Consider the following 17,183-nt stretch of genomic DNA (forward strand, 5'->3'; position numbering starts at 1 on the left):
ATGCGTTTGATCGGGCTGCTGCTGGTCGCGGCTGGCCTGCTGGCCGCCTGCACCGCCTTTGCCGGCCGTTGGGTGCTCGCGCTCGACACCTTCGCGTCGTTCATGCCGCTCTTCGGGGTGGCGGTGCTGCTCGGCCTGCTGCTGGCCCGCACCCGCGCCGCCCTCGCCCTGTCGGTACTGGCGCTGATCCCGGTCGGGGTCGCGGTGCTGCCCGAATGGACGCGCCCCATCCCCGCGGCCCGCGCGGCACAGGTCCGCATCGTCACCCACAATGTCTGGCACGACAATCCCGATCCGGCCGAAACCGCGCAGACGATCCTCGATGCGCATCCGGACGTGGTGCTGTTGCAGGAGGCGAACGGCACCTTCCGCCCGATGCTCGCCGCGTTGCGCCAGAGCCTGCCCTACGCCACCGATTGCCCGGCCGATTGCGAACTCGCCATCCTGTCGCGCTGGCCGATCGGCGAACGCGACTATTTCCTGAAGGATCATGCCGGCCAAAGCTTCGGCCCGCCGCTGCTCTGGGCGCGCATCCAGCCGCCGGGCGCCCCCGCCTTCACCGTCGCCACCCTCCATTACGTGCATCCCGGCCCCGAACAGGCGAAACGCCGCGCCGAACTCGCGCTGGCCCTGGCCGGGGTGCCGCATGACGACTGGATCGTCGCGGGCGACATGAACCTGACCCCCTGGGCCGCGGCGATGCGGGAACAGGACGCCGCGCTGGCCCCCCTCACCCGCTTCACCCGCAGCCTGGCGAGCTGGCGCCGGCCGGTGCCGGTGCTGCCCATCGACCATCTTTATGCCGGGCCCGACTGGGGTCTCGCCGATGCCCGCCGCCTGCCCGCCACCGGCTCGGACCATTATCCCCTGCTGGTTCGGATCGGCCGCCGATGAAGCGCTGGCTCGCCCTATCCTGCATCGCGGTCGCGCTCCCCGCGCACGCGCAGCAGTCCGACGCCACCGACGGGCTCGGCTCGGTCGCCGCCGAAAACCCCTTCGGCCGTGATCGCAACACCAGCGTGCTGGAGCGCAACCACCCCGAATATACGCCCCAGCCCGCGCGCATCGGCGCGCTGGAGGTGCTGCCCCGCATCGCGATCGGCGCGGGCTATGACGACAATATCTACGCGCAGCCGTCCGGGCGCGAGATCGGCGACGCCTATGTCCGCATCCGCCCGCGCGTCTCGGTCACGCGGCCATCGGAAACGCTGCGCCTCAACCTGTCGGGCGAGCTCGACCTGCTCCGCTACGCCGACCGCACCACCGAAAACGCCACCCAGTATAATCTCGGCGCCTCGGCAAACTACACGATCAGCCGCGACAACCGGCTGAACCTGTCGCTGGCGCATGGCCGTTTTCTTCAGGAACGCGTCTCGCCCGACAGTCCCGAACAGGTGATCCGCCCCGTCCGCTTCACCGTGACGGAGGGGACTGCCGCCTATACCCGCAGCTTCAACCGCCTGCGCCTCCAGGGGATCGGCAGTATCGAGCGGCGCGACTACCGCGACGAGGTGAACACGCTGGGCGACGTGGTCGACCAGGATTTCCGCGACCGCACCACCTATACCGGCACCGGCATCGGCGAATATGCGCTGAACCCCAGTGTCGCGCTGTTCATCGCCGGATCGTACAATGTCCGCGATTACCGCACCCGCCTCGGCCCCGTGCCTGCGCGCAGTTCCACCGGCTGGGAACTCGCCGCCGGCTCCAGCTTCGAACTGGGCCGCAAGATGCGCGGCTCGCTGCGCGCCGGCTATCTGCAACAGGATTACGACGATCCCTTCTTCCAGGACGTCTCGGGCTTCCTGATCCGCGGCGAGCTGGCCTATTTCCTGTCCTCGCTGGTCACGATCACCGGCGCGGTCGATCGCAGCGTCAGCGAGACGGGGATCATCGGCGCCACCGCCTATCTCAAGACCACCACGTCGCTGCGCGCCGATTACGAACTGCTGCGCAGCCTGATCCTGTCCGCCGGGGCCGAGCTGGAAAAGCGCGACTTTTCGGGCATCGAGCGGGATGACGACCGCTGGACGCTGCGCACCAGCGCCACCTATTCGGTCAACCACCGCCTGCAACTGCGCGCCGACGTGCAACGCCGCACCCAATCGAGCAGCGGCCTCAACGCCGGCCGCAACTTCGCCGACAATCGCATCTCCGTGGGGGTAACCTTCCTGGGATTATAAGAGGATAACGGGCATGCCGGTACTCTACATCTCGCCCACGGGCAGCGGTTCGGGCAACGGGTCGAGCGCCGCCGACGCCGCCACGCTCGCCGACCTGCCAAAGCTGATCGCCGCCGCCGGCCCCGGTGGCGAGGTGCGGTTGATCGCGGACCAGGGCGCCTACACCGCGCCCGCCGACGCGCTCTCCATCGTCGCGGGCGGCCGCGAGGGGCTGCCCGTCACCATTCGCGGCGTCGACTCGGCGGGCAACCCGATGGACGCCACCATCACCGGCAGCCGCCCCGCCCCCTTCGACCCCGCCAACCCCAGTGGCGAGGAGGTGATGCGCCTGCTGGACGGAGCCGACCATCTCGTCTTCCGCGACCTCGCCTTCGACAATGTCGGTACCGCCTTTCGCGTCGGTGCCGACATCGCCGACCTGACCGTGCAGGGGATCGCCGCCACCAACGTCGCGCGCTTCTTCGACGACATCGCCTCGGGCGCGAACACCAGCGCGACGATCGATACGCTCACCATCCGCGACGTCGACATCGCCGGCTATTCCAAGGGCGCGATCCGCGTCCAGTATGACAGTTCCAACATCCTCATCCAGGATGTCCGCGCCGACAGCGGGTTTCAGGACGGCGACAATTTCGCGATCGGCCTCCATCTCGACGGCACCGCGCACGACGTGACGGTGGAGCGCGTCGCGATGCGCAACGCCCTCGACACGGTGAACGACTATCGCAACGGCGACGGCTTCGCCACCGAACGCGGCACCTACAACATTTCCCTTCGCGACATCATCGCCACCGGCAACTCTGACGGCGGCCTCGACCTCAAAACCGACAATATCGTCGTCGACGGCGCGATCGTCTCGGGCAACGGGCGCAACATCCGCCTCTGGGGCACGAATGCGCAACTGAGCGACATCGTCAGCCTCGACGCCGGCGCCCCCACCCCCGGCGGCAATCGCGAGCATGTCTGGCTCGGCGCGAACGCCAGCGCCTCCATCGACGGCGCGCTGATCGGCGATCCCGGCTCCCCCACCGTCTTCAACCTCGCCGAGCGGGGCGGCCGCCTGACCGTCATCGATGCCGGCCTCTCCACCGGCCCCGGCTCCACCCTGGTCAAGCGCGGCACCGGCGCCACCCTGACCCAGACCGACTCCCGCGCCCCGGCCGCTACCGGCACCCCCGCTGCCGACCTCGTCACCGGCACTGCCACCGCCGATACCCTGTCCACCGGCGACGGCGACGACATGGCACTAGGCGGGGCAGGCGACGACCGGATCGACGGCGGCGCGGGCGACGACATGCTGGTCGGCGATGCCGGCGACGACGTGATCGAGGGTGGTGCGGGCGAGGACATTCTGGTCGGCGGCGCCGGCCGCGATCGGCTGAGCTATGCGAACAGCGCGGCCGGCGTGACCATCGACCTGTCGCACCTGTCGGCCCGCGGCGGCGACGCTTACGGCGACCTGTATGACGGGTTCGAGGATGTGGAGGGCTCCGCATTCGCCGACACCCTGACCGGCGACGCCGCCGCCAACCGCCTCCATGGCAATGCCGGCGACGACCGGCTGTCGGGCGGCGCAGGGGACGACATCCTGGCTGGCGGTGCCGGCGCCGACCTTCTCGACGGCGGTGCCGGCTACGACCTGGCGGAGTACCGCGACAGCGCGGCCGCCATCGCGATCGACCTTGCCGCCGGCACCGCCACCGGCGGCGATGCGGCCGGCGACACGCTTCTGGGGATCGAGGCGATCGCCGGCTCCGCCTTTGGCGATGCGCTGCTCGGCGGGGCCGGCGGCGACACGCTGGACGGCGCTGGCGGCGACGACCTGATCGACGGGCGTGGCGGCGACGACATGCTGGTCGGCGGGGCCGGCGCCGACACGCTGATCGGCGGCGACGGCCTCGACACCGCCGACTATTCGGACAGCTTTACCGGCGTCGCCGTCGACCTGTCCGCCGGCACCGGCCTTGGCGGCGATGCCGAAGGCGACCGTCTCCTTGGCATCGAGCGGCTTGTCGGCTCCGCCTTCGCCGACACGCTCACCGGCGACGCGGGCGCCAACTGGTTCGTCGGCGGCGCCGGCGCGGACAGCATCACCGGTGGCGACGGCATCGACACGGTGAATTACAGCAGCGATGCCGCCGTCGCCGTCGATCTCGCCACCGGCACCGGCGGCGATGGCGACACGCTTGCGGGCATCGAGAATGTGATCGGCACCACCGGCACCGATATGCTGGCCGGCGACGCGTTCGACAACGCGCTGTTCGGCGGCGCGGGCGACGATCGCCTTGCCGGCCGCGGTGGCGCCGACCGGCTCGATGGCGGTGCCGGCCGCGACACCGCCGACTATTCGGACAGCGCCACCGGCATGACCGTCGACCTGCGCACGGGCACCGCCTCCGATGGCGATACGCTGATCGGTATCGAGGACCTGATCGGCTCGGCGCACGACGACGCGTTCTACGGCGATGCCGGTGCCAACACGCTGACCGGCGGCGCCGGTGCCGATCTGCTCGATGGCGGCGACGGCTTCGACACCGCCGATTACGGCACCGCCGCCACCGCGGTGCAGATCGACCTCGCGCTCGACACGCAAGGCGGCGGCGATGCGCAGGGCGACCGGTTGGTCGGTATCGAGGCGGTCCGCGGCTCGGTCTTCGCCGACACGCTGGCGGGCGGCCTCGGCGCCGATGCGCTGCACGGTGGCGACGGCGACGACCTGATCGACGGGCGCGACGGCGACGACCTGCTGGATGGCGGCGCCGGCGCGGACACGCTGACCGGCGGCGCCGGCTTTGATACCGTCGACTATTCCCGCAACGCCGTCGCCATCGCCATCGATCTCGCCACCGGCACCAGCACTGGCGGCGAGGCGGCGGGCGACCGCTTCTCCGGCATCGAACGCTTTATCGGCACGCAGTTCGCCGACACGCTGACCGGCGATGCCAACGACCAGTGGTTCACCGGCGGCGCCGGCGCCGACCTGCTGAACGGCGGCGCCGGCTTCGACACCGCCGATTACAGCGCCAGCGCCGCGGCAGTGCGCATCAATCTCGCCACCAACGTCCATACGGGCGGCGATGCGGCCGGCGACAGCCTGACCGGAATGGAGGCGGTGATCGGCAGCGCCCTTGCCGACACGCTGGTCGGCGACGCGGGTGCCAACCGGCTGGAGGGCGGCGCCGGCAACGACACGCTGGATGGCGGGGCGGGTGCCGATGTCATGATCGGCGGCACCGGCAACGACGCCTATGTCGTCGATACGCCCGAAGACCAGGTGATGGAGGCAGAGGGCGGCGGCACCGATATCGTCCGCACCACGCTCAACGCGCTGACGCTGGCCGACCATGTCGAGGATCTCAGCTACACCGCATGGGGCAGCTTCACCGGCATCGGCAACGCCCTCGACAATGCGATCTATGGCAGCACCGGCGACGATGCGCTGTACGGGCTGGACGGGGACGACAAGCTGGTCGGCGGCCTCGGCGCGGACCTGCTCGTCGGCGGCGGCGGCCGCGACCAGGCGGATTACACCAAGTCGTCCGCGATCACCGTCAACCTGCAGACCAACGTCAACACCGGCGGCGAGGCGGAGGGCGACCGGCTCTTTGGCATCGAAACCGTGGTCGGCTCCAACTATGCCGACACCATCACCGGCAACGACGATCCGCTGGTCGCCGACACGCTCTACGGGCGCGGCGGCAACGACACGCTGGTCGGCGGCGCCGGCGACGACCTGCTCGATGGCGGTGCGGGCAACGACATCATGACCGGCGGCGCCGGCAACGACCAATATGTCGTCTACGAGGCCGGCGATCAGGTGATCGAACTGGCCGGCGGCGGCACCGACCGGGTGCGCACGGCGGCGGCCACCTATCTGCTCCCCGACCATGTCGAGGAGCTGGTCTATACCGGCACCGTCGCGGCCACCCTGACCGGCAACGCCGAAAACAACCTGATCGTCGGCCGCACCGGCGGCGATACGCTGTCCGGTGGCGCCGGCAACGACATCCTGCGCGGCGCGGCCGGTGCCGACCTGCTCGACGGCGGCACCGGCCTCGACACCGCCGACTATACCGGCTCGCTCGGCGCCGTCACGATCAACCTGCGCTATGCCACCGCCAGCGGCGGCGATGCGGAGGGGGACCGGCTGGTCAGCATCGAAAACGCCACCGGCGGCGCGCAGTCCGACGTGCTGAACGGCAGCGCCGCCGCCAACATCCTGTCGGGCGCGGCCGGCAACGACACGCTGTTCGGCGACGATGGCAATGATACGCTGTACGGCGGCGACGGCCAGGACCGGCTCGACGGCGGCAAGAACGAGGATGCGCTATACGGCGACGCCGGCGACGACTGGCTGATGGGCGGCCAGCAGGCCGATCGTCTCTATGGAGGCGCGGGCAACGACCGGCTGATCGGCGATACCGACTGGATATCCTCGCTGGCGGCCAAGGATGTGCTCGATGGTGGCGACGGCGACGACTGGCTGGTCGGCGACGGCACCGCCTTTACCGCCTCGGGCCGCGGCGCGGACGACCGGTTGACGGGCGGCGCCGGCAACGACGTGCTGATCGGCGATGGCGAGACCTTTGCCACCGGCGCGATCGGTGGCGGGGACACGCTCGACGGCGGCGCGGGCGATGACATCCTTTATGGCGACGCGGTCACCATGGCGGCGGGCTCGCGCGGCGGCGCCGATACGCTGACCGGCGGCACCGGGGCCGACCGCTTCGTCTTCGCCGGCAGCTTCGGCCGCGACACGATCACCGACTTCACGCGCAGCGATGGCGACGTGATCGACCTCAGCGGCCACGGCTTGAGCTTCGATACCTTGAACTACACCGTATCGTCTGCCGGCCTGACCATATCGCTAAGCGACACCGACACCATCTTCCTGCGCGGCGTATCGACGCTGACTCAGGGCGACCTCTTCTTCGGCTAAGCCCTTCCAAGCCCCTCCCCTTCAGGGGAGGGGTTGGGGGTGGGGCGCTTCCTCATACGGTGCGTTCGTGGATAGGCCCCACCCCAACCCCTCCCCTGAAGGGGAGGGGCTAAAACCCCCGAAACGCCCCCTCGCACCGCGCCAGCATCGCGGCCGGCGCCATCCGGTTGATATACCCCTCCGACCCTTGCGTGGACAAAAGCTTGGCCGGTATCCCGCCGACCACGCCGCGCTCCGGCACGTCCTTGGTCACCACCGCATTCGCGCCGACCGCGGCATCCGCGCCGATCGCCAGGCCGCCGATGATCTTGGCGCCCGACCCGATGAATGTCCGGTCGCCCACCACCGGCGCGCCCGCACCGCGCCCCCGGTTCATGAAGCCCAGCACCACGCCGTGCGTCACGTTGACGTTGCTGCCCACCTTCGCGTCGCCGTGAAAGTAGAAGCCGCCGAACCGGTTCAGGAACAGCCCCGGCCCGATCTCGGTATATTCGGGGATCGCAAAGCCGTATTTGTAGCGCGCGCGCAGCAGCATCAGCTTGGCCAGCGGATACAGGCCCAGCGCCTTGGCCGGCTTCAGTCGCAGCCAGCCGGCGGTGCGCATCAGCACGGTATATTTGAATCCCGGCGTGAACAGGTAATGCTTCGCGAACGCGCCCGCCGACGTGCGCCCCGCATAGCGGTACAGGTCCGCGGCCAGCACCGCGCGCAGCTTGGCGAAGCTGACGATGCAGCCGCGATTGTGCGGCTTGCCCGTCTCGTTGCTGTCCACCGCCCCGGCTGGCGTACCCAGCACGACATCGCGGTCCAGCGTACCTATCGTCGCGTCCATCAGAAATACCTTTCTGCAAAACGGATGGTGTCGCCCGGCAACACGGGGAAGTCGGCGGACAGCGGATAGATGGTCTCCCCGGCGTCGCCCGCGCGCTTCAGGAACACGCGCTTCTCGTTCGCGCGGTAGGTGAAGCCGTCCGCCTTGGCGACGGCGCCGCGGATCGTCAGTCCCTGGGTGAAGGGATATTCGCCCGGCTTCTTCACCTCGCCCAGGATGTAGATCGGGCGATAGCTGGCGACCTGCACCGACACCTTGGGCTCCAGCAGGTATCCCGCCTTCAATCGCGCCTGGATCGCCTGCGACAGGGCCTCCGGTCCCAGCCCCGCGGCCTTCACGTCGCCGATCAACGGAAAGGCGATCGTGCCCGCCGGCGAAACCTCGTAATCCCCGGTCAGCGACGCCTCGCCATAGGTCGCGATCTTCACCTTGTCGCCCGGCGACAGGGTGAAGGCGGTTGCGGGCGGCGGCGCGGTGCCCGCCCCCGCCACCGGCCGCTGTCCCGAACAGGCCGGCAGCATCATCAGCGCCGCCGCCATCATCACCATCGCACGCGTCATCGCGACACTCCCGAACGCAAGATCATTTCTCCAGAGGGGGCGGGCACCGGTCGTCCGCGCGGCACCAGTGCCGCCTCGATCCGCGCCCAGTAGCGCGCCGTCGCCTGCGCCACGCCGTAATCCTGCGACCGCGTCCGCGCCGCCGCACCCGCCGCACGCCGCCGCGGCTCGGCGAACACCGCCTGCAAGGCCGCACCGAAGGCCGCCGCATCGTCGGTCGGCACCAGCGCGCCGGCGGGCACGTCCATCGGCCCCGTCACCGCGCTCCGCGCACGGTTCGCCAGAATCTCGGACGGCCCGGACGCGCAGTTGGTCGCCACCACCGGCAACCCGCACGCCATCGCCTCGACCAGCCCGTTGGGGAACCCTTCTGCATTGGACGGCAACGCGAACATCTCTGCGCGCGCCAGGATCGCGAACGGATTGGCGACGAAGCCGGGCATGTCCACCCGGTCGGCGATGCCCAGCCGCGCGGCCTGCGCCTCCAGGGCCGCGCGCTCCGGCCCTTCGCCCAGGATCACCAGCCGTGCCGGAATGGCGGCGCGGGCATAGGCGTCCAGCAGCATCGCGAAATTCTTGTTCGGCATCAGCCGCCCGACCGCGACCACATAGGGCCCGGCGGGGACGAAGCCCGCCGCCTCGCCTGCGCGCGCCAGGATCGTGTCGTGATCCACCGGGTTGGCGATCGCCGATACCCGGTCGCGCCTCACCCCGAAATTGGCGACCAGATCGTCCGCCACCCCGTCCGACACCGCGATCACATGCCGCGCCCGCGGATAGGACAGCCGCACCATCGCCCGCGCCGCCAGCGCGCCCGCGCCCCGCCCCAGATGGGCCGAGGTATTCACCCGCTCGCTGATCAGCCATGGCCGCCGCCGGCCCGCCATCGCAAAGGCGTTGGCGACATTGGCGCGGGTCAGAAAGCTCAACGACACCGCCGGATCGATCCGCCCCACCGCCGCACGAAGCTGCGTCAGGCTCGCCTTCAATCCATGCCGCGCATCGAGCTGCGTCACCCGCACCCAGTCGGGTACGCCGTACGCACGCGGATCGTCATCCAGCAGCGCCAGATGCAGGTCGTAGCGTTCCGCCCAGGCGGCCGACCCGGCAAGCAGCGTGGTCAGCACCCGCTCCGCCCCGCCCCCGGCCAGCGAGTTGATGACGAACAGGACCCGTTTCTTTTCCGGCATCGTGCCTCCTCGCAAGCGGGGCCCGGGGGCCGCCGATCTTGCAAGCCTATCACGCGCCGATGCTGCGGTGCACCACGGCTAACCCGTTCCACCGCCGCAACGGGGCGGTTCACCTAATCGCCATCGATACCAAGGGGTTGCAGCTCAACCGAAGAACAGGTCTCCAGCGGTCAGCGTGTGCACCCCCTGCAACAGCACGGTGTCGCCGCCCAGGGTCAGGCGCACGCCATCGGCGGTATCGGTCCAGTGCAACCGGTCGAAACCGGTGTGGAACGCCGCCAGGTCGATGCGGTCGCCATCGCCGTGCGCAAAGTCGGTCACCACGTCCTTGCCCGATCCCGGCGCAAAGACGAACCAGTCCGCCCCCGCGCCGCCGGTCAGCCGGTCGTCGCCGCCCCCGCCGATCAGGTGATCGTCACCGGCGCCCCCGTCCAGCCGGTCCGCGCCGCCCTTCGTGCCCGCCGTCCAGAACTGCGCGTCGCCGTACAGCCAGTCGTCGCCATCGCCACCGCTCAGCACGTCCGCGCCGCCCGCCGCCTTGTCCTTCATCGTGACCGCATCGCCGAACAGCACGTCGTCCCCTGCGCCGCCCTCCACCTGATCATTACCCCCCTTGCCGCTGCCATACAGCGTCACGGCATCGCCCATCACCCGGTCGTCGCCCGCGCCGCCGTCCAGCACGTCGTTCGCCCCCTTGCCGTTCACCCAGTCGACGTCACCGATCAGCACGTCGTTATCCGCCCCGCCGGCCAGCGTATCCCCCTGCCATCCCCCGGTCAGCGCATCGTCGCCCCTCCCCCCGTTCAGTACGTCGACCCCATTGCCGCCCAGCAACGTGTCCCGCCCCTCGCCCCCTTCCAGCACATCATTGCCCTCCAGCCCGCTCAACCGGTCGTCGCCCCCTCCCCCGGTCAGCACATTGGCCAGCGCATTGCCCGTACCCGCAAACGCCCCCCCACCAATCCGCGCCATATCCTCCAGATTCGCGCCCAGCGTGTAGGCATTTAGCGTCACCTCGACCCGGTCATGCCCACCACCGGCCCCTTCGGTGATGCGGTCGCCGTCGTGATCGATCCGGAACACATCGCTGCCCAGCGTGCCGACCAGAGCGTCGGCGACCGGGGGTGGCGGCGCGACCACCGCGCCTTGCGCCGGCTCGAAGGTCGTCCGCCCCGCCGAGGCAGGGCCCGCATCGGCGACCACCGTCTCGGTCACGCTGTCCCAGCCGGACAGCCCCGCCTCGCTAGCCTTGGTCATCACCGTCGCCAGGTCCGAATGCGTGATCGCCACGTCCTTCAGCACCAGTTGCCCGGTGGACGAGATCACCTTGGTACGCGATCCCGCATCCTCGAAGCTGCCGCCGTTCACCGTCACCTTGGCCGCGCTGTCCAGCCACAGCTGGTTCTGCTCCGACGATCCCCCGCGCCACACCGGATTGCGCCCCACCGCATCGGTCAGCGTCGCCGATCCCCATAGCCGGTAGTTGCGGCCATTCTCCTCCGACAGGGTACGCAGCAGCGTGGTGTTCTCCGACTTCAGATCATAGCCGCCATCGCTGTTGCCGCGCGCCACCGTGTCGATGAACGCCACATCGTACACGCCGCGCTCCGACGCAAAGCCGTCGCCGTTCAGATAGCCGCCGGTGGTGCTCAGCACATTCTGCACCGTCACGCCGCGCACCGTCACCCCGTGCACGGTGCCGTCCAGATGGATGCCGGCCGGCATGCCGTCCCCCGTCTGCCCGGCCATGTCGATGGTGACGCCCGCCACGTCCACGTCATGCGTGTCATATTGCAGGCGGATCGCCGTGCGCGAGAAGCCCGTCACATCGACGTCGCGAATGGTCAGCCCCGCGATCGTCGCGGTCGCGCTCGATCCGCTCGCCAGATTTTCGAAGAAGCGACCGACATTGGCCGCATCCACCCGCTGGATGGTTAGGTTCGCGATATCCGCGGTCACCCGGAACGCGGTGCCGGCATGGTCGATCTGCAGATCCTCGAACACCAGATGGCTGGCACCGGCGCCCAGCTTGAAGATCTCGGCCCCTTGCGCATCGCCTGCGGTCCAGCTCGTATCGCGGGTACCCACGATATGCGCTTCCATCGCCGCGCCCTTGGAATCGATCCCGCGGATCGTCACCGGCGCACCATCGGCGCCTCCCTTGGAAATGCCGATGATGCCGGCGGGTTTATAGGCCCCCTGGTCCGCGATCATCAGCACCTGCCCGCCCGGGCCTGCCTTGCCGATCAGCGTGTTCATCGATCCGATCGATGCGGCATTGGCGATATCCTTGCCGCTCCTGTCGCCGGCCCCGGTCGGCGAGACGTAGAAATTAGCCATGACTTCAACAGACCCCGTGCGTGCATGAGACATGAAAGGCTCGTCCCGCCGCCGCTCGATGCTGCTGTTCTGTTCTGGCGATCGGTCGCGCGGACAAGCCGGTCAGCCGCGGCCCCATGGCGCGCTCGTTGCCGATGCGCGATGACACTGCTGCCCACCCCCGAAGCCTGATCTAGATCATAGCTCTTTCGGGCGAGTATATGCGCATGGATTTCAACGCGTTAACCTATATGGATCGTGGAGGCCGCAATGATGAACCGCCGTACGCTGCTCGCCGGCAGCGTTGCGCTTACCGGTAGTGTGACGCTCGACAAAGCGGCAGCGGCCGAGATCATGAGCGAAGGTCCGCCTTTAGATATCGTGCCGGAAGGAGCAGGGTGGAAAATTCGCAGCTGGGAATGTTCGGACGGTACTTGGCGGCCGCTGATCGCACGAGCGCGGCTTGTCGCCGACGATATTCAGATTGATGGCCGTGTAGCGCAGAGCGACTATGCCGCAATTCACGAAGGTCTCACGCGACATCACGCGTAATAGCAGGGTATTTAAGTAATCGTGCGAACGTTGAACATCCGTCCAACGTTCGCACCAATCCAAGGCACAAGTGCCTTCTGTCGCTTATCCAGCCTTATCGATGTTGGACGCGACGTTCGAAAACGTCTTGTTGAGGTTGCTGCCCAGCGTCGTCATCGTGGCGATAGCCGCAACGGCGATCAGGGCGGCAATCAGGCCATATTCGATGGCGGTCGCACCCTTGTTGTTCTTCAGAAAAGCACGAAGTGCTTGCATGACTGGCTCCAGTTTCAAGATCATCAGCGTTCAGCTTGGCCGGAAACCCCCGGAAAGCGATGATCTGTCTATGTCCCGCCAGTTAATGGAAGCATAAAGCCACAACAACGCGCCTCTTACACAACCACTTAGCTCCTATACTCGTATAGTAATTATATGTTTTCTAAGCATATTATCTTGCAAGAAATTCTTTTTACGGTTTCTGCAGACAGCAATCTTGCCATCGTTCGATGGCCTGCATAGCATCTAATCTTCCATGCTTCCAAAGCGGGAAACATCACAGGCTCCGGCCTCGACTCAAGGGTCGGGGCCGGAGTTTCAATTTACCGTCATCTAATGTGATAGCCGCAGGTGTTTGCCAGCGGCTGTTAAATACGCAAGCGATGTGCTTGCAATCAGGTGATATCACCTGCCATGCTTTTCCCAATTGCCCGCCTGGTGAACGTCGATGTCCTTCTGCGATGGCGGAAAGTTTCATCGCCTCGCTGTGATCTCACCGGAACAGGCGGACGCGTCGAGGACCGTCACGCCCAAGACCACACCGCGCCGATACTCAGGTCCGTGCGGGGCGCTCGTCCCATTCGGCCCGCGCCGCCTCGGGCGCCGCGTTCGGCTCGGCATCGGCGCTCAGCGCCGCCCGATATACTGTCATCGTCTCCTGCGCCGCCTTGTCCCATGAAAAGCGGCGCCGGATCTGGCCACGGTCGATCGCCAGCGGCTCGCAATCCTCGCTCAGCCGCTCGGTCAGCACATCCACGTCGCCGGTCGGGAAATAGTTGCGCGCCGACAGCCCGATATCCCGGCACGCCGGAATATCGCTCAGTAGCATCTTGGCCCCGCAACTCGCCGCCTCCAGCGCGGCGATCGGCAGGCCTTCATGATAGGAGGGCATGACGAACAGGGTGCACCGCTCGTACAGGCATCGCAGCGTGGCGCGAGACTGGACGCCGGCGAACACCACCCGCTCGCCGGCGCGGGCCAGCAGCGACTTCGCATACTGGTCCTGATGATCCGCTGCACCGACGATCACCAGCTTGGCTGTGCAGGACGACCGCTCGAACGCCTCGATCAGGTCGTGCAGCCCCTTTTCGGGTACCAGCCGGCCCACCGCCAGCAGGAACGGCGCGTCGATGCCCAGCCGCTCCAGCACCAGCTTCGGGTCTGCATCGCGCGGCAGCTCGGGCGCGCCGTTGGGGATATAATGGATGTCGTCGGCCCGCGCCGGAAAGGTTTCGCGCAACTGCCGCGCCAGCGATGGCGACACCGCGATAATCCGGTGCGCAAAGGTCAGCGCCAGCCACTCGCCGAAGCGCAAGGCCGTCTTGGCGACGATGCCCCATTTGGCCCGGTGATAATCGGTGCCGTGATGCGTCACCACCACGCGCAGGCCCAGCAGGCGCGCCAGCGGCGCCATCAGCCCCGGCCCGATCGCGTGGATATGCACCAGGCTGGCACCCTGCCGCCATGCCATGACGACCGCGACCAGCGTCGCCAGTATCGCTTCCAGATGCTTCTGGCGCGGGCACGGCACGCCGACCATCTCCACGCCTTTGAACACGCTGCGCTTCTCGGGCAGATATCCGGCGCGCCCCAGCACGACGGAGGTGTGCGCCGGCCACAACGCCTTGATCCGCGGCAGCAATTCCTCGCAATGGCTTTCCACCCCGCCCATCACGTTCGGGAAGCCACGCAGGCCCGTCACGCAGATCGTCGGTTCGGTCGCATCACCGCTATGCGCGCTTGCACGCTGCACCATGGTCAAACTCCTGCATCGGTTCCCGCCCCATCGCACCTGCCCCCAGATTGCATTGTTCGGGGATCAGGCGACGGCAGCCACCGGCGGCCTTTCCCAACGATCATAGGTGTTCAGATACCAGTCGGCGAAGCGGGCGATCCCTTGCGCCAGCGGCACCTTGGGACTGTATCCGGTCAGCGCCGCGATCGCCGAGATGTCGGCATAGGTCGCGGTCACGTCGCCCGGCTGCATCGGTCGCATCTGCTTGATCGCCGGCACGCCGAGTGCATTCTCCAGCGTGGCGATCATCTCCATCAGGCCGACCGGATTGCAGTCGCCGATGTTGAGCAGCCGGTTCTCACCGCGCGCCGCCGGCCGGTCCAGCACGCCCACCACCCCGTCGACGATGTCGTCGATATAGGTGAAGTCGCGTGCCATCTTCCCCTCGCCGAACACCTCGATCGGCTCGCCCGCCAGTATCTTTCGGGTGAAGCCGAAATAGGCCATGTCCGGCCGGCCCCAGGGGCCATAGACGGTGAAGAAGCGCAACCCGCTCTGCGGAAAACCGTAAAGCTTGGCGTAGGACTGGCTCATCAGCTCGCACGAACGTTTGGTCGCGGCATAGAGCGAGACGGGCGCGGTGCACGGCTCATCCTCGCGGAAACCCTCACCGCCGATCGGCCGGTCGCCGTAAACAGAGCTGGACGAGGCATAGACGAGATGCTCGAAATCCGGCGCATGGCGCGCCGCCTCCAGGATCGTCAGATGCCCCTTCAGGTTGCTCTGTTCATAGGCGAACGGGTTCTCCAGGCTGTACCGGACGCCCGCCTGTGCCGCCAGGTGGACGATGCGGCGGATGCCGTGCCGCCTGACCAGCGCCGACACCGTGTCCGGGTCGGACACGTCGCCGCGCACCATTTCGAACCCCGCACGCCCCTCCAGTCGCGCGGCCCGCGCCTGTTTCAGCGCGACCTCGTAATAGCTGTTGAAATTGTCGAGGCCGATCACCGCCTCGCCGCGTGCGAGGAGGCGTTCGCAGACCGCGTGGCCGACAAAGCCTGCCGCGCCCGTGACGAGGATGGGGTTCGTCATGCCGCTGCCAGCGTCTCTTCGGCGTCGCGGGCCAGTTCGCTGTCGCTCGGCCGCCCGACGCTAGAATAGCGGATGCCGAGCGCCTCCATCTGCTTGGGCGGATAGACGTTGCGCAGGTCGACCAGCACCGGCTCGGCCATGACCTCCTTCAACCGCTTGAAGTCGAGCGCGCGGAACGCGTCCCATTCGGTCACCAGCACCACCGCCGACGCGCCTTCAGCCACGTCATAGGCGGAGCGGCCATATTCGACGCCGGTCAGCATCGTCGCCGCGGCCTCCATCCCCTCGGGATCATAGGCACGCACCGTGGCGCCGGCATCCTGCAGCGCCTGGATGATCGACAGCGACGGCGCATCGCGCATGTCGTCGGTGTTGGGCTTGAAGGTCAGGCCCAGCACGCCGATCGTCTTGCCACGCACATCGCCGTCCAGCGCGTTCAGCACCTTGCGCGCCATGGCACGCTTGCGGCGGTCGTTGATCGCCACCGTCGCCTCGATCAGGCGCACCGGCGATTCATGGTCCTGCGCGGTCTTCATCAGGGCCAGTGTATCCTTGGGGAAGCATGATCCGCCATAGCCGGGGCCGGCATGGAGGAATTTGGACCCGATCCGGTTGTCCAGCCCGATGCCGCGGCTGATGTCCTGCACGTCCGCGCCCACCTTTTCGCACAGGTCGGCGATCTCGTTGATGAAGGTGATCTTCATCGCCAGGAACGCGTTGGCGGCGTACTTGATCAGTTCGCTGGTCCGGCGACGCGTGAACAGCACCGGTGCCTTGTTCAGATAAAGGGGGCGGTACACCTCCTCCATCGGTCCGCGTGCGCGCTCGTCCTCAATGCCGATGACGATGCGGTCGGGCCGCTTGAAGTCCTCGATCGCCGCACCTTCGCGCAGGAATTCGGGGTTTGAGGCGACGGCGAACTCGGCGACCGGGTTCACCTCGCGGATGATCCGCTCCACCTCGTCGCCGGTGCCGACCGGCACGGTCGACTTGGTGACGATCACGGTGAAGCCGTGCAGCGCGCCGGCGATCTCGCGCGCCGCGGCATAGACATAGGACAGGTCGGCATGGCCGTCACCGCGGCGGCTGGGGGTGCCGACGCCGATGAACACCACGTCCGCCGCCGCCACCGGGGCGGCCAGTTCGGTGGTGAAGGACAGCCGGCCCGCCGCCACGTTCTTGGATACCAGATCCTCCAGGCCGGGCTCGTAGATGGGAATGCCACCGGCCTTCAGCTTCATGATCTTGGCCGCGTCCTTGTCGACGCACACCACGTCGTGGCCGAAATCGGCAAAGCACGCGCCGGACACCAGGCCCACATAACCCGATCCGATCATCACGATCCGCATATCGTCTGCTCCCTCGTTCGGAGATGGTATTCTCTGCTGCGCTTGCGAACAGTCGGCGTGCCGGGCCGTACCGTCAACGTAGTAGCTTCGAGCCGAGTGAATCCGGCGGCGAAACGAAGTTTTTACTCAATTACTCAAGATGTTGAGAACGCAACCACACTATTGACCGCCGGGTCA

The 17,183-nt window shown here is 67.8% G+C and carries 12 protein-coding genes; 4 read left to right on the forward strand and 8 right to left on the reverse strand.

Annotation, left to right across the window (positions count from 1 at the left end; all coding sequences use genetic code 11):
- The 3 genes from GQR91_RS03365 to GQR91_RS19460 are packed head-to-tail and all read left to right on the forward strand — an operon-like array spanning position 1 to position 7,122.
- On the forward strand, positions 1 to 894 hold the full coding sequence (locus tag GQR91_RS03365; protein ID WP_149681166.1) for an endonuclease/exonuclease/phosphatase family protein: 894 nt from the start codon (positions 1 to 3) through the stop codon (positions 892 to 894).
- Positions 891 to 2,183: an outer membrane beta-barrel protein gene (locus GQR91_RS03370; RefSeq protein WP_149681167.1), complete on the forward strand. Its 1,293-nt coding sequence runs from the start codon at positions 891 to 893 to the stop codon at positions 2,181 to 2,183. Before GQR91_RS03365 ends, GQR91_RS03370 begins: the two co-directional genes overlap by 4 nt.
- Before the next feature lie 13 nt (positions 2,184 to 2,196).
- Positions 2,197 to 7,122 (forward strand): beta strand repeat-containing protein, encoded by a 4,926-nt coding sequence (locus GQR91_RS19460; protein ID WP_149681168.1) that lies wholly within the window; start codon positions 2,197 to 2,199, stop codon positions 7,120 to 7,122.
- Positions 7,123 to 7,231: 109 nt separating this feature from the next.
- Here GQR91_RS19460 and GQR91_RS03380 read toward each other — a convergent pair whose 3' ends face one another.
- From GQR91_RS03380 to GQR91_RS03395, 4 genes are all read right to left on the reverse strand, one after another.
- On the reverse strand, positions 7,232 to 7,954 hold the full coding sequence (locus tag GQR91_RS03380) for a serine O-acetyltransferase (protein ID WP_149681169.1): 723 nt from the start codon (positions 7,952 to 7,954) through the stop codon (positions 7,232 to 7,234).
- Complete coding sequence (locus GQR91_RS03385; RefSeq protein WP_112381478.1) at positions 7,954 to 8,514, reverse strand: polysaccharide biosynthesis/export family protein; 561 nt, start codon at positions 8,512 to 8,514, stop codon at positions 7,954 to 7,956. The genes GQR91_RS03380 and GQR91_RS03385 overlap by 1 nt, the downstream gene beginning before the upstream one ends.
- Positions 8,511 to 9,704 (reverse strand): glycosyltransferase, encoded by a 1,194-nt coding sequence (locus tag GQR91_RS03390; RefSeq protein WP_149681170.1) that lies wholly within the window; start codon positions 9,702 to 9,704, stop codon positions 8,511 to 8,513. The genes GQR91_RS03385 and GQR91_RS03390 overlap by 4 nt, the downstream gene beginning before the upstream one ends.
- A gap of 144 nt (positions 9,705 to 9,848) precedes the next feature.
- A complete protein-coding gene (locus tag GQR91_RS03395; protein ID WP_149681171.1) occupies positions 9,849 to 12,044 on the reverse strand; it encodes a calcium-binding protein in 2,196 nt (731 codons plus the stop codon).
- Positions 12,045 to 12,293: 249 nt separating this feature from the next.
- On the opposite strand from GQR91_RS03395, the gene GQR91_RS03400 reads away from it, so the two are divergent.
- Positions 12,294 to 12,575: a hypothetical protein gene (locus tag GQR91_RS03400; protein WP_149681172.1), complete on the forward strand. Its 282-nt coding sequence runs from the start codon at positions 12,294 to 12,296 to the stop codon at positions 12,573 to 12,575.
- 84 nt (positions 12,576 to 12,659) lie between these two features.
- Here GQR91_RS03400 and GQR91_RS03405 read toward each other — a convergent pair whose 3' ends face one another.
- The 4 genes from GQR91_RS03405 to GQR91_RS03420 form a co-directional block, all read right to left on the reverse strand.
- Positions 12,660 to 12,830, reverse strand: a complete 171-nt coding sequence (locus GQR91_RS03405) for a Flp family type IVb pilin (protein ID WP_149681477.1) — start codon at positions 12,828 to 12,830, stop codon at positions 12,660 to 12,662.
- A gap of 553 nt (positions 12,831 to 13,383) precedes the next feature.
- The gene (locus tag GQR91_RS03410; RefSeq protein ID WP_149681173.1) at positions 13,384 to 14,586 is read right to left on the reverse strand and encodes a glycosyltransferase family 4 protein; all 1,203 of its coding nucleotides are present in this window, start codon (positions 14,584 to 14,586) and stop codon (positions 13,384 to 13,386) included.
- 63 nt (positions 14,587 to 14,649) lie between these two features.
- Positions 14,650 to 15,657: an SDR family NAD(P)-dependent oxidoreductase gene (locus GQR91_RS03415; protein ID WP_149681174.1), complete on the reverse strand. Its 1,008-nt coding sequence runs from the start codon at positions 15,655 to 15,657 to the stop codon at positions 14,650 to 14,652.
- Positions 15,654 to 17,006 (reverse strand): UDP-glucose dehydrogenase family protein, encoded by a 1,353-nt coding sequence (locus tag GQR91_RS03420; protein ID WP_149681175.1) that lies wholly within the window; start codon positions 17,004 to 17,006, stop codon positions 15,654 to 15,656. Before GQR91_RS03420 ends, GQR91_RS03415 begins: the two co-directional genes overlap by 4 nt.
- Positions 17,007 to 17,183: the final 177 nt, after the last annotated feature.

Origin of the sequence: Sphingomonas carotinifaciens (assembly GCF_009789535.1) — a bacterium.
In the GTDB taxonomy this organism is placed as follows: domain Bacteria; phylum Pseudomonadota; class Alphaproteobacteria; order Sphingomonadales; family Sphingomonadaceae; genus Sphingomonas; species Sphingomonas carotinifaciens.